The following is a 12854-nucleotide window of genomic DNA, read 5'->3' as shown; positions in this document are numbered from 1 at the left end:
GCTCAGATTCCCAGCGCGTTGGCCATAACGGCAAACACCGCATCCATTGCGATAATGCCGACAATGCCAATAACCACCGCGCGGGTGGCGGCAATGCCAACATCGGCAGCACTGCGCCCCGCCTTAAGCCCTACGCGGCAGGCGGCAAGGGCAATAAAGCTGCCAAAGAAAAAGGCCTTGATAAACCCGAACACGAACTCCTTGAGCTCGACCCCGTTCACGGTGGAAATCCAGTACCCTACGGGGGAGACATCCATCATGCTCATGCTCACCACAAACCCGCCCAGAATGCCAATGAGCGTGCCGTACAGGTAGAGCAGGGGCATCATGAGCGAGAGGGAGAGAATGGCGGGGAGCAGGATATAGCCCGAAATGGGAATGCCAAAGACCTGCAGGGCGTCAATTTCCTCATTGCCCAGCATGGTGGCAATGCGGGCCGCATATGCCCCACCCGTGCGCCCGGCCATGATAATGGCGGTCATGATAGCCGAAATCTCACGCGCGCAGGCAATGCCCACAAGGTTGGTGACATAAATCTCGGCGGCAAAGCGGCGCAGTTCCACCAGCCCCACAAAGGCCAGAATGGCCCCGATAAGGAAGTTGACCACACCTACAATCAGCAGCGCATTGGGGCCTGCGTTCCACAGGTCCGTAATCAGGTCCTTGGTGCGCATGCGGCTTTTGCCGTGCAGGGCGTGCATGGCCCCGCGTGTGGTGTCCAGCGCAAGGGAGGCAACAACCCCGGTCTCGTTCAGGGTGCCAAGGGTCAGGTCACCGGTTTTTTCCAGCAGGTTCTGCTTGTGGCTGTCGTGGCGCGCAGGGGGCGCGGGGTTGGGGGGCAGCAGGGCCAGCAGGCGCTGGGCTGGGGCGGGCAGGCCGTCCTGCTCAAACGCCAGCCCGGCACTGGCCGCCGCCTGCTTGGCTTCCCACAGGAAGGAAATAAAGGACGAATCCCACGCCGTAATGCCCGCCGTATCCATGCTCAGGCTGGTGGTGCCGGGTGGAGGAGGCGGAATATCCGCCGCCGTAAAGGGCAGGACCCCGCCATTGGGCACAGTCCACGCGCCCCGCACACTCAGGCAGGGGCCGTGCGGCCCGGTCTGCAGGGACCAGACGGGCCGCGCGGCAGGCTCTGCCGTGGCGGTGGGGGGGGAGGGATCTGTTTGCTGGGTCATTGTTTGTGACAACATTAAGACAGGCCATGCCGGGCTGGCTAGTCCCGACATGGTGAGTGCTGGCCCGCATGGTACGCGGTCTGGGCGGGGTGTGCCATCTTGGTCTTGAGTTTGCTAATAATTTCCATGGTCAGGCATTTTCGTCAGCCCAGCATTGCACGGGCGCATTGCAGGGGGGCGCATGCTCGGCTAGATGCAGCCCTTGGTGTGCGCCGGGTGGGTCCGGGGCGGTAACCGGGAGCTGTGCAGGCCAGTGTGGCGCGCGCTCCCCCGCATACGGGAGTTGATATGCGACGCAGACGCGGGCGGCCACTTAACGGCTGGCTTATAGTGGACAAGCCCTCGGGCATGACCTCCACACAGGTAGTGGGGCGGGCCAAACGGCTGTTCGATGCGCAAAAGGTGGGCCATGGTGGCACGCTGGACCCGCTGGCAACCGGGCTTCTGCCGCTGGCTTTTGGCACGGCCACCAAAACCGTGCCTTATGTTATGGACGGCACCAAGGTTTACCAGTTTACCCTGCGTATGGGCGAAGCGCGCGATAGTGATGATGCCGATGGCGCAGTAACCGCCACATCGGATGTGCGCCCTACGGATGAGCAGCTCCGCGCGGCATTGCCTGCGCTTACGGGCAACATCATGCAGGTGCCCCCGGTGTATTCCGCCCTCAAGGTGGCGGGCGAGCGGGCGTATGACATGGCGCGTGATGGCCGCCCGCCAGACCTGCCCCCCCGGCCCGCCCGTGTGGACCGTTTTGAGCTGATCGCCCGCCCCGATGCGGATACGGCGGTGTTCGAGGTCGAATCCGGCAAGGGCGTGTACATGCGCGCACTGGCACGTGATGTGGCGCTGGCATGTGGCACGGTTGGCCATATTGCGGTGCTGCGCCGCCTGCGCGTGGGGCCTTTTACCGAGGCCGATGCAATTATGCTGGACAAACTCACGCCAAACGACGACAACGCCCATGCTTCTGCGGAACTGCTTCTTCCGGTCGAGACCGCGCTGGCCGACATCCCGGCGCTGGCCCTGACTGAGGAGGAATCTGTTCTTCTGCGCCACGGGCGGGCTCTGAGCCTTCTGGATCTGATGGGACGTATCCCCCAGACCGATGCCTCGGGGACCGTGCGTGTCATGGACGCAGGGCGTGTGCTTGGCCTTGGCCGCCTGGAAGATGGGCAGCTCAAGCCAGTACGCATTCTATGACATTTTTCTGATGGAGACATGTGATGTCGATTACCGCTGAACGCCGCACCGAGGTTATTGCTGAATACCAGACCGCCCAGGGCGATACGGGTTCCCCCGAAGTGCAGGTTGCAATCCTGACCGAGCGCATCAACAACCTGACCGACCACCTCAAGACCCACGCGAAGGACTTCCATTCCCGCCGTGGTCTGCTGATCATGGTTGGCCGTCGTCGCAGCCTGCTGGACTACCTGCGTGGTAAGAGCCAGAGCCGCTACGAAGCGCTGATCGCGCGTCTGGGTCTGCGCCGCTAATTTCCGGTTTTTGCCCGCCAGTCCGGCATTCTGCCGGGCCGGAGGGCAGGCCGGATGGTCTGTGGGGGTTTTTGTGCTGGTCATATGGCCGCCAAACCCCCATATACCGTTGTACGCCACAGGCTTTGGCACGCGGGCTTTGACGTTCCGGGTAAGGCCACGGCGTTTCCGACCACATGGCGCCTGGGCGGTGCTGCCGCCAGTCTCCATGCCGTCCGAGGCGCTGTCCGCCATTCGGTTCTGTCCCGCTGTTTGCCGTGGTTTTGAATAAAAACTGTGTCAACAGAAGATGAGAAGACAGAATGTTTAACTACTTCCGCAAAGAAATTGAGTGGGCTGGCCGTCCGCTGGTGCTCGAAACCGGCAAGGTTGCCCGTCAGGCCGACGGTGCGGTGCTGGTCACGTACGGCGAAACCGTGGTCCTGTGTACCGCTGTTGGTGCGCGTGACGTCAAGCCGGGGCAGGACTTCTTCCCCCTGACCGTCAACTATCAGGAAAAAGCCTACGCAGCAGGCAAGATCCCCGGCGGGTTCTTCAAGCGTGAAGGCCGTCCTTCCGAAAACGAAACTCTGGTCTCCCGCCTGATCGACCGCCCCATTCGCCCGCTCTTCCCCGAAGGGTTCCGTAATGAGGTGCAGGTCATCGCCACGGTGCTGACCCACGACATGGAAAACGACCCGAGCATTCCCGCCCTGATCGGCTGCTCGGCTGCCCTGACCCTGTCTGGCATTCCTTTCTTCGGCCCCGTGGGCGCTGCCCGCGTTGGCTTTGCCGATGGCGCGTTCATCCTCAACCCCACGCTGGAACAGCTCAAGGAAACCGACCTTGATCTGGTCGTGGCCGGGACCGCCGAAGGCGTGCTGATGGTGGAATCCGAAGCATCCGAACTGTCCGAAGACGTGATGCTCGATGCCGTGACCTTTGGCCACACCGCCTTCCAGCCCGTGCTGGATGCCATTATTGCGCTGGCCGAACACGCCGCCAAGGAACCTTGGGACCTGCCGAGCGAAAGCAAGGAAGAAGCCGCCCTGCGCAAGCAGGTGGACAAGCTGGGCCGCAAGCTGATTGCCGATGCTTACAAGGAAAAGCAGAAGCAGACCCGCTACGAAAAGCTCAAGGCCGCGCGTGACGCCATTGTGGAAAAACTGACAGCCGCCGAGCTGGACGTGTCCGCTGCCAAGCCCATGATCAAGGACCTTGAAGCCGACGTGGTCCGCACCTCGGTGCTCAAGACCAGCAAGCGTATTGACGGGCGTGACCTTGTAACCGTGCGCCCGATTGTACCCGAAGTGGGCGTGCTGCCCCGCGTGCATGGTTCCGCCCTGTTCACCCGTGGTGAAACGCAGGCTCTGGTTGTGACCACGCTGGGCACTGGCCAGGACGAACAGGTGATTGATGCGCTCGAAGGCGAATACCGCACCAACTTCCTGCTGCACTACAACTTCCCTCCCTACTCCGTAGGTGAGTGCGGCCGCGTAGGCTCCCCCGGCCGGCGTGAAATCGGGCATGGCAAGCTGGCATGGCGCGCCCTGCACCCGCTGATGCCCAACCGCAAGGAATTCCCCTACACGGTGCGTGTTGTTTCCGAAATTACGGAAAGCAATGGCTCCTCCTCCATGGCGACCGTTTGCGGTAGCTCGCTGGCCCTTATGGATGCCGGTGTGCCCCTCAAGCGCCCTGTGGCCGGTATTGCCATGGGCCTGATCAAGGAAGGCGACAAGTTTGCCGTCCTGTCCGACATTCTGGGTGATGAAGATCATCTGGGTGACATGGACTTCAAGGTTGCCGGGACCGAAGAAGGCGTGACCGCGCTTCAGATGGACATCAAGATTACGTCCATCACGCCCGAAATCATGAAGATCGCTCTGGGTCAGGCGCGCGATGGCCGCCTGCACATTCTGGGCGAAATGAGCAAGGCGCTGACCGAAAACCGCACGACCGTTGCCACCACGGCGCCGCGCATCACCACCATGAAGGTGCCGCGCGAAAAAATCCGTGATGTCATTGGTTCGGGTGGCAAGGTTATCCGCGAAATCGTGGAATACTCGGGTGCGAAGGTGGATATTGGGGACGATGGCACAATCACCATTGCCGCCACCGCCGAAGACCAGACCAAAAAGGCGCTTGAACGCATTAACGGCATTGTGGCCGAGCCCGAACTGGGCCGCATTTACGATGGTAAGGTTGTAAAGACCGCCGACTTTGGCGCGTTCGTCAACTTCCTTGGTGCGCGTGACGGGCTGGTTCATATTTCCGAACTGGCGCAGGGTCGCGTGGGTCGCACCACCGATGTGGTCAAGGACGGCGATGCCGTTAAGGTCAAGGTCATTGGTTTTGACGATCGCGGCAAGGTTAAACTGTCCATGCGCGTTGTTGATCAGGCCACAGGTGCCGACATTACGGAAACCGTGGGCGAAAAACCTGCCCGCGCACCGCGCCGGGATGCCGAATAAGGCATTTCCCCTGCGGAAGGGGGGCTTCCTCCCCCCTTCCGCGTCGCGGACCAGATACGGGTATCTTAGAGAAACGACAGGATAGTCATGAAGGCGATTAACACGCTTCGCATGGGGGGGACGGATGTTCTGCCGCTGGTAGAAGGCGGTAAGGGCGTTTCTGTTTCCACAGGTGCATCGGCCGGGGCATGGGCTGCTGCGGGGGGTGCGGGTACGATCTCCATCGTCAATGCGGATAGCTATGACGAGCAGGGTCACCCGGTGCCGCAGATTTACCATGGCCGCACCCGCCGGGAACGGCATGAGGAGCTTGTGGATTACGCCATTCGTGGTGGTATTGCGCAGGCGCGCATTGCGCACGAGGTTTCTGGTGGCAAGGGGCGCATTCACGCCAATATCCTGTGGGAAATGGCTGCCTCCGAACGGGTGATTACCGGTGTGCTCGAAGGGGCCAAGGGTATGATCCATGGCCTGACCTGCGGTGCGGGCATGCCCTACCGTCTGGCCGACATTGCCGCCCAGTTCGGGGTGCATTACTACCCTATCGTTTCTTCCGCCCGGGCCTTTAATGCGTTGTGGAAGCGTTCGTACAGCAAGGCATCCGACCTGCTGGGCGGCGTTGTGTACGAAGACCCGTGGCGTGCAGGCGGGCATAATGGCCTGTCCAACACCGAAAACCCCTTTGCTCCGGAAGACCCCTACCCGCGCGTGCTGGCCCTGCGGCAGGCCATGCGCGGCTTTGGGCTGGACAATACCCCCATTATCATGGCCGGTGGCGTCTGGTGGCTGGAAGAATGGCAGGACTGGATTGACAGTGAAGAGCTGGGGCCGATCGCCTTCCAGTTTGGCACACGCCCGCTGCTGACCACCGAAAGCCCGATCCCCGATGCGTGGAAGCGCCGGTTGCTGACCCTGAAAAAAGGCGATGTGTACCTCAACCGCTTCTCCCCCACGGGGTTCTATTCCTCCGCTGTGAACAACGGCTTCCTGCATGAACTGCGCCAGCGCGCCGAACATCAGGTTCCGTTTGCAACAGAAGCTACGGAAGAGCTGACAGCACCTTACGGTGTTGGCCCCCGCAAGCGCGAAGTGTTCCTTAAGCCTGAAGACGTGGCGCGCGTGCAGCAGTGGGAAAGCGAAGGCTTTGTTGAGGCCCTGCGCACCCCCGATTCCACGCTCATTTTTGTCACCCCCGACCGGGCGCGCATGATTGTGGCGGACCAGACGGACTGCATGGGCTGCCTTTCGGAGTGCAAGTTCTCTAACTGGAGCCAGCGTGGCCCCAGCTACAGTAACGGCCACCGGGCGGACCCGCGCTCCTTCTGCATCCAGAAAACGCTTCAGGCCGCAGCCCACGCCTCTGGCCCCGATGCGGACAAGGTGATGGATGAAAACCTGATGTTTGGCGGCACCAACGCGTGGCGCTTTGGCACGGACCCGTTCTATGCCAACGGGTTTGTGCCCACGACCAAGCAACTGGTCGAGCGGATCATGACTGGTAAATAACATGCCCCAGCCCGGTGCGTGCCCCGATGGGTCCGCACTCGGCGCGGGTATAAAAAAGGCGGCCCTGCCTTGCGGGGGCCGCCTTTTTTGTTGTGCGCAGGGCGTGTTGCCCCGCTGCCAGCCCTAGCTGCGGGAGGCGCGGCTCATGCGGGCAATCTTCTGGTCCGTTGTGTACTGGCTCAGGGCGTAAACCGACCAGATGGTGGCCGGAATCCAGCCGATAAGCGTAATCTGCAACACAAGGCAGGTAATCCCCGCAAAGGGGCGGCCAATGGTAAAAAACTGCAACCACGGCACAAGCAGGGCAAGGATAAGGCGCATCAGTCGTAAACTCCCAAGTTATGGGCCATGATGGGCATAGCTGGCCGTCCGGGGCAAGATAATCAGCACCATCTGTGGGTTTTATACCTGCCCAAACCCCTGCCGGCGCTAGGAGTTTGCGGGGTTTGGTGCTAGAAAATACACCGCACCGCGGCAACCGGTGTTCAGGTGGATTTGGCGGGGCGTGCGGGCACTAGCCCAGACAGCCGCGCAGCATGACAGAACGGATGAACCTTGACCGAGATTTCTGACCAGACCGGATCACCGCAGCCTTCAGACCTTCTGCCCGTGACCATTGAGGAGGAGATGCGCTCCTCCTACCTTGCGTATGCGATGTCGGTCATTGTCAGCCGTGCGTTGCCTGATGTGCGAGATGGTCTCAAGCCCGTGCACCGGCGTATTCTTTACGCCATGCACGAGAGCGGCTTTACTCACGACAAGCCTTACCGCAAGTCCGCCCGTGCAGTGGGTGAGGTCATGGGTAAATATCACCCCCATGGCGACAGCTCCATTTACGAAGCCATGGTGCGTATGGCGCAGTCGTGGTCCATGCGCGTCAAGCTGATTGATGGGCAGGGTAACTTTGGCTCGGTGGATGGGGACAGCCCCGCCGCCATGCGTTATACCGAGGCGCGTCTGGCCCGCTCCTCCACCTTTCTGCTGGGTGACATTGACCGCGATACGGTCGATTTTCAGCCCAACTATGATGAAAGCGAAAACGAACCCACGGTTCTGCCCGCCGCTTTCCCCAACCTGCTGATCAATGGCGCCACCGGCATTGCCGTGGGTATGGCCACCAACATTCCCACCCATAATCCGGGGGAAGTGGTGGATGCCACACTGGCCCTGATCGCCCGACCGGACATGACGCTCGAAGAGCTGATGGAAATTGTGCCCGGCCCGGATTTTCCCACCGGTGGTACCATTCTGGGGCGTTCTGGCATTCGCAGCGCCTATGCTACGGGGCGTGGCTCCGTAATTATTCGCGCCAAGGCCGATATTGAGGAAATCCGCAAGGACCGCAAAGCCATTGTGGTGAGCGAGATCCCCTATCAGGTCAACAAAGCCACCTTGCAGGAGCGTATTGCCGATCTGGTCCGCTCCAAGCAGGTGGAAGGCATTGCCGATATCCGCGACGAGTCCGACCGCTCGGGCATGCGCGTGGTGATTGAAATCAAGCGTGATGCCACGCCCGAAGTGGTGCTGAACCAGCTTTACCGCTTTACCCAGCTCCAGACCTCCTTTGGCGTGAACATGCTGGCCCTTGATGGCGGCAAACCCCGCCTGATGGGCCTGAAGGATGTGCTGGAGGCCTTTATTGCCTTCCGCGAAGAAGTAATCCTGCGCCGCTCGCGCCATGACCTGAACAAGGCGCGCGACCGGGCCCATATTCTGGTCGGGCTGGTTATTGCGGTTGCCAATATTGATGCCGTTATTGCCCTTATCCGCGCAGCGCCAGATGCCGCCACCGCTCGGGAATCGCTTATGGCAGCGCAGTGGAATGCTGCGGATGTGGAACCTCTGCTGGCCCTGATCCACGATGAAGGCAACGTGGTGGTGGATGGCAAGGTCCGCCTGACCGAAGCACAGGCACGCGGGATTCTGGAACTGCGCCTGCAACGCCTGACCGGGCTTGAGCGCGATAAAATCCAGAACGAACTGTCCGAAGTGGCGGTGCGGATTAACGAACTGCTCGAAATTATCAGCAGCCGCCCCCGCCGTATGGAAGTGCTGTGCGAGGAACTGGCCCGTGCCCGTGCCGAACTGGTAACCCCGCGCGTAACCGACATTACCGATTATGACGGGGATCAGGATGATGAAAGCCTGATCGAACCCGGCCAGATGGTTGTGACCATCACGCGGGAAGGCTTTATCAAACGCACACCGCTGGATGTGTTCCGCGCGCAAAACCGTGGTGGCCGTGGCCGCACCGGGGCAGGCACACGCGGGGATGATATTGTGGTGCGCTCCTTTAACGCGCACACGCACCAGTGGGTTATGTTCTTCTCCTCTGGTGGCAAGGTGTACCGCCAGAAGGTGTGGCGTCTGCCAGAGGCAGGCCCCGCCGCCAAGGGCCGCGCGCTGGTTAACCTGCTGCCTGACCTTGGAACAGACACCATTACCGCCGTGCTGCCCCTACCGCAGGACGAGGAACTGTGGGAAAGCCTGCACCTTGTGTTTGCCACCGCCAGTGGGGGTGTACGCCGTAACCGGTTGAGCGACTTCCGCAATATTCGTGTTTCCGGCATGATCGCCATGAAGCTCGATGACGGCGATAGCCTGATCGGCGTTGCCACCTGCCGCGATGGGCAGGACGTGTTCCTTGCCACCCGCAAGGCACGCTGCATCCGCTTCCAGATTACCGATGACACGGTGCGTGTGTTTGCCGGGCGCGGGTCGTCGGGTGTGCGCGGGATCCGTCTGGCCGAGGGCGACCGGGTGATCAGCCTTGCCGTGCTCAACCATGTTGAGGCCACGGTGGAGGAACGCGCAGCCTACCTGCGCATGGCCAACGCCAAACGTCGGGCCGAAAACGCAGCCGATACCGAGGATGATGCCGATGTATCCGTGGTGGATGGGGATGAGGATGAAGGTGCAACCGGCACCGAAGCCCTGACCCCCGAACGCTTCGCCCAGCTTGAAGCGGCAGAAGAAGTGCTGCTGATTGTGAGCGATGGCGGGTTTGGCCGCCGCTCCTCCGCCTATGATTACCGCGTAAGCGGGCGTGGCGGGCAGGGCATTACCAACATGACCTTCTCTGCCAACAAGCGCGGGACGGAGGTTTCGGCCACCCTGCCGGTGCTGCCGGGTACGGATGTCATGCTCGTGACCGATGCTGGCCGCCTGATCCGTGTGCCGGTTGACCAGGTGCGTATTATGGCCCGTCAGGCTAGCGGGGTGACCCTGCTGCGCCTGAATGATGCGGAACGCATTACCAGTGTATTCCCGGTCATGGATGATGGTGAGGACGAAGCAGGCGAGGCAGAAGATGCCGCTCCCCAGCCGTCCGCGGATGATGGTGCCGGTCCCGCAGCATGACCAGCCCTGCTGCCGCACCCAAACGTGTCGGGCTGTACGCTGGCACGTTTGACCCGGTAACAGTCGGCCATCTGGACGTGATCGAGCGGGCAAGCAGGCTGGTGGACCGGCTGATTATCGGGGTTGCCCGCAACCCCGGTAAAAGCCCGCTTATGCCGCTTGAAGAGCGGATCGAATGTGTGAGCGAGGCCCTGCCTGCCATCAAGGCGCGTACAGGGGGGGAGATGACGGTTGTCTCCTTCCACTCGCTTCTGGTGGAGGCGGTGCGGGCCAATGGGGCTACGCTTATCTTCCGTGGCTTGCGCGTTCTGTCCGACTTTGATTACGAAGTGCAGATGACGGGCGTAAACCGGCGGCTGGATAGCGGGATAGAAACCGTATTCCTTATGGCGTCGGAGCGCACGCAGTTTATTTCCTCCCGTATGGTGAAGGAAATTGCCAGCTATAACGGCGATATTTCGGAGTTTGTAACACCCTATACCCAGGCGCGCCTGCTGGCCCGTCTGGCTGAACGCACGGGCTGAACCGCGCATTTGGGCGGGTGTTGCCTTAACAGGAGAGTTTCTGATGTCCACAGAAGATAAAAAAGACCTGATTTACATGGATGTGCCCGCAGGCCGCGTGGTTATCCGCCTGCGCCCCGACCTTGCCCCCAAGGCGGCCGAACGCCTGCGCACGCTGGCCGAACAGGGTTTTTATGACAACGTGGCTTTCCACCGCGTTATCCCCGGCTTTATGGCTCAGGGTGGTGACCCCACGGGTACGGGCATGCACGGTTCCGACCTGCCGGACCTGCCCGCCGAATTTACCAACAAGGCCAAGTTTGAGCGTGGCACCATTGGCATGGCCCGCACCTCTGACCCGAACAGCGCGAACAGCCAGTTCTTTATCATGTTCGAACCCTCCCCCCATCTGGATGGCCAGTACACCATTGTGGGTGAAGTGGTTGAAGGCATGGAGAACGTGGACAAGATCAAACGCGGCTCCGGCATGTCCGGCGTGGTGAACGAGCCCGACCGGATTGCCAAAATGGTTCCGGCGGACAAGGCGGAAGCCTGATCCCACGCAAACGGCCCGCCCTAACCCGGCGGGCCGTTTTTGTATGGGCCTTAACAGGCTATGGCCGCGTATGTGCCCCAACGGGCATGATGTGGCACAAAGAGGCGGAAAAATGCCTTTGTGCGCTTGACGCAGGGGGTTAATCCGGTTAGGAACAGCCCCATCACGCACGGTCCATGACCGCCAGCGTGGTTCCATGTGTGAGCCGGTAGCTCAGCTGGTAGAGCATTCGACTTTTAATCGAATGGTCGAGGGTTCGAGTCCCTCCCGGCTCACCATTTCTCCCCAAAAAGCGCTAAAGACGGCCATTTTTTGAATGGTTAGAAAGTAGGGTTATAAAATCACGCTAGCGAATGACCCGCCTCTATATACTCGGGTCAATCTCTTTTCCCGCCTGCACCTCGGGGTCATTTTCAAAACTGTGGAGAGCGGCAGACCAGAACGCCCGCAGGGTTGGAAAACTGCCCCAATTAGATGGTTCTTCAACCTCTTCAGTAGGACTTATGGCGATCAAAGCAAAGCTTACATGGTCGATTTCTGCATCATTGCAAGCCAGTAAATTCTTTAATTCGTTGACTGTTTGCTGTTTGAACAGCAGGTCATGACCTTGCGGTGCATTTTCAATAACTTCCGCCAATGTATCGCCAAAAACATCAGCATCCTCGCCGAAGGAACTGGCGCCCAGATTTTTTATACGCGGGAATATGTCGCGAATATCATTATTTGTACATTCTAGCAGTTTGGACATAGTAAACTAACCCATTGTGTTCTTTTTTGATAATTGTAATGCGAATATACCGTGCAGTCTTACGCAGACGATCGGCTTTTTCAATGACAACAGTCCCCATTTCAGAGATATTTTGGTCAATCACCATTTCCGCTCCATCTTTGGCATTCTTGAGCCAGGTATCAATCTTGGAGGCGTTATTTCTGAGTACTTTATGAATAATACGTTCGGATGCTTGTTGTGTAGTAAAGAATGAAACTACTGGAAGTTTTTCTTTTTTAAACCGACGTTCAATATATTCGTCGCTGAGAGCGATGTGTTTTCGTAGTATATGGCCACCTACCTTGAGATTATGCGGTAGTGATTCATTACGGTCGCCATCAAAGCTTTTCTGCCAGTGATGTGAGATGAGATTCTGGTTTGCGCCTGATCTGGCTGGCTGAGACGCGTAAGGTGAAGGACGGTGGAAGTGTTCCCAAGTGATGTCAGCGTGCCTGAAGGTCAGTCGGTACGCATCTGCTGATGCCACGCGAATGGCCCGTGTTGCTGCAAAAGAGCTTACCGCATGCAGCAGGCTGCCAGGGATTAGGGCGTCTGCGGCTGCACCTGCCAGCCCCGCAACAGCGGGAGAAGCATGTGCCCTCAGGGCCGCGTTGCGGACGGCGCGTTCGGTCCGGGTTTGTGATGGTGTGCCTGTATTCCACGCACGCCGACCGGCAGCCATCATGTCAACGCCATGGGCAGCAAGGGCAACTCCTGCCACTTTACTGAATACGGGCTCAGGCGCGCCCAGAAGGCTAGTGGCTCCGGCCATTTCCGCCGCCCCAAAGCCGATCGTGGCTAGTCCTTCGATCCGGTTGAGAGTTTGTGGGTTTGGCAGATAGCGCCTAACGATGCTGATGAGTTGATGTTCGCTCATGACAAAAGTCAGAGCGGGATGTTGGTTGGTATTCGGCATGGCGTGTCCTGAAATGCAGACACAAAAAAGCCCGCCGGTGAGGGCGGGCTTTGCGTGTCGCAGGGGGAATCTGCGCTATGATCTATGCCATAGCGTTTTTTATGCGGGATCATAAGTTTG

General features: G+C 59.8%; 11 protein-coding genes and 1 tRNA gene. 8 read left to right on the top strand and 4 right to left on the bottom strand.

Going from position 1 to position 12854, the window contains the following annotated elements; genetic code table 11:
- Positions 1-2: 2 nt before the first annotated feature.
- Positions 3-1175, bottom strand: coding sequence for an MlaE family ABC transporter permease (locus tag LKE65_RS01930; protein WP_278740260.1), 1173 nt, complete (start codon positions 1173-1175; stop codon positions 3-5).
- A gap of 288 nt (positions 1176-1463) precedes the next feature.
- Here LKE65_RS01930 and truB point away from each other — a divergent pair, with 288 nt between their 5' ends.
- The 4 genes from truB to LKE65_RS01910 all read left to right on the top strand — a co-directional run bounded on the left by truB (position 1464) and on the right by LKE65_RS01910 (position 6630).
- The gene (truB, locus tag LKE65_RS01925) at positions 1464-2378 is read left to right on the top strand and encodes a tRNA pseudouridine(55) synthase TruB (RefSeq protein WP_086647024.1); all 915 of its coding nucleotides are present in this window, start codon (positions 1464-1466) and stop codon (positions 2376-2378) included.
- Between the two features lie 23 nt (positions 2379-2401).
- Positions 2402-2671 (top strand): 30S ribosomal protein S15, encoded by a 270-nt coding sequence (gene rpsO, locus LKE65_RS01920; protein WP_086647025.1) that lies wholly within the window; start codon positions 2402-2404, stop codon positions 2669-2671.
- A gap of 302 nt (positions 2672-2973) precedes the next feature.
- On the top strand, positions 2974-5124 hold the full coding sequence (gene pnp / locus LKE65_RS01915; protein ID WP_095350017.1) for a polyribonucleotide nucleotidyltransferase: 2151 nt from the start codon (positions 2974-2976) through the stop codon (positions 5122-5124).
- 87 nt (positions 5125-5211) lie between these two features.
- On the top strand, positions 5212-6630 hold the full coding sequence (locus tag LKE65_RS01910) for an NAD(P)H-dependent flavin oxidoreductase (protein WP_086647028.1): 1419 nt from the start codon (positions 5212-5214) through the stop codon (positions 6628-6630).
- A gap of 123 nt (positions 6631-6753) precedes the next feature.
- Here LKE65_RS01910 and LKE65_RS01905 read toward each other — a convergent pair whose 3' ends face one another.
- On the bottom strand, positions 6754-6951 hold the full coding sequence (locus LKE65_RS01905) for a YqaE/Pmp3 family membrane protein (protein ID WP_086647029.1): 198 nt from the start codon (positions 6949-6951) through the stop codon (positions 6754-6756).
- 234 nt (positions 6952-7185) lie between these two features.
- Here LKE65_RS01905 and gyrA point away from each other — a divergent pair, with 234 nt between their 5' ends.
- The 4 genes from gyrA to LKE65_RS01885 all read left to right on the top strand — a co-directional run bounded on the left by gyrA (position 7186) and on the right by LKE65_RS01885 (position 11327).
- Positions 7186-9990, top strand: coding sequence for a DNA gyrase subunit A (gyrA, locus tag LKE65_RS01900; protein WP_095350018.1), 2805 nt, complete (start codon positions 7186-7188; stop codon positions 9988-9990).
- Positions 9987-10514 (top strand): pantetheine-phosphate adenylyltransferase, encoded by a 528-nt coding sequence (coaD, locus tag LKE65_RS01895; RefSeq protein WP_086647031.1) that lies wholly within the window; start codon positions 9987-9989, stop codon positions 10512-10514. Before gyrA ends, coaD begins: the two co-directional genes overlap by 4 nt.
- Before the next feature lie 43 nt (positions 10515-10557).
- On the top strand, positions 10558-11049 hold the full coding sequence (locus LKE65_RS01890) for a peptidylprolyl isomerase (protein ID WP_086639914.1): 492 nt from the start codon (positions 10558-10560) through the stop codon (positions 11047-11049).
- 202 nt (positions 11050-11251) lie between these two features.
- Positions 11252-11327, top strand: a tRNA-Lys gene (locus tag LKE65_RS01885).
- Between the two features lie 86 nt (positions 11328-11413).
- Here LKE65_RS01885 and LKE65_RS01880 read toward each other — a convergent pair.
- Positions 11414-11797 (bottom strand): hypothetical protein, encoded by a 384-nt coding sequence (locus LKE65_RS01880; protein WP_278740257.1) that lies wholly within the window; start codon positions 11795-11797, stop codon positions 11414-11416.
- Positions 11769-12734: an RNase A-like domain-containing protein gene (locus LKE65_RS01875; RefSeq protein WP_278740255.1), complete on the bottom strand. Its 966-nt coding sequence runs from the start codon at positions 12732-12734 to the stop codon at positions 11769-11771. Before LKE65_RS01875 ends, LKE65_RS01880 begins: the two co-directional genes overlap by 29 nt.
- Between the last annotated feature and the right edge of the window lie 120 nt (positions 12735-12854).

This window comes from Acetobacter fabarum, assembly GCF_022483405.1.
Lineage (GTDB): Bacteria > Pseudomonadota > Alphaproteobacteria > Acetobacterales > Acetobacteraceae > Acetobacter > Acetobacter fabarum.
Note: the sequence above shows the minus strand (reverse complement) of the source record. Positions and strands in the feature narration are given on the sequence as shown.

Bases quoted from the DNA above. Each gene is read 5' to 3' on its own strand.
- LKE65_RS01930 (WP_278740260.1), bottom strand. From the start codon at position 1,175: ATGACCCAGCAAACAGATCCCTCCCCCCCCACCGCCACGGCAGAGCCT.
- truB (WP_086647024.1), top strand. From the start codon at position 1,464: ATGCGACGCAGACGCGGGCGGCCACTTAACGGCTGGCTTATAGTGGAC.
- rpsO (WP_086647025.1), top strand. From the start codon at position 2,402: ATGTCGATTACCGCTGAACGCCGCACCGAGGTTATTGCTGAATACCAG.
- pnp (WP_095350017.1), top strand. From the start codon at position 2,974: ATGTTTAACTACTTCCGCAAAGAAATTGAGTGGGCTGGCCGTCCGCTG.
- LKE65_RS01910 (WP_086647028.1), top strand. From the start codon at position 5,212: ATGAAGGCGATTAACACGCTTCGCATGGGGGGGACGGATGTTCTGCCG.
- LKE65_RS01905 (WP_086647029.1), bottom strand. From the start codon at position 6,951: ATGCGCCTTATCCTTGCCCTGCTTGTGCCGTGGTTGCAGTTTTTTACC.
- coaD (WP_086647031.1), top strand. From the start codon at position 9,987: ATGACCAGCCCTGCTGCCGCACCCAAACGTGTCGGGCTGTACGCTGGC.
- LKE65_RS01890 (WP_086639914.1), top strand. From the start codon at position 10,558: ATGTCCACAGAAGATAAAAAAGACCTGATTTACATGGATGTGCCCGCA.
- LKE65_RS01880 (WP_278740257.1), bottom strand. From the start codon at position 11,797: ATGTCCAAACTGCTAGAATGTACAAATAATGATATTCGCGACATATTC.
- LKE65_RS01875 (WP_278740255.1), bottom strand. From the start codon at position 12,734: ATGCCGAATACCAACCAACATCCCGCTCTGACTTTTGTCATGAGCGAA.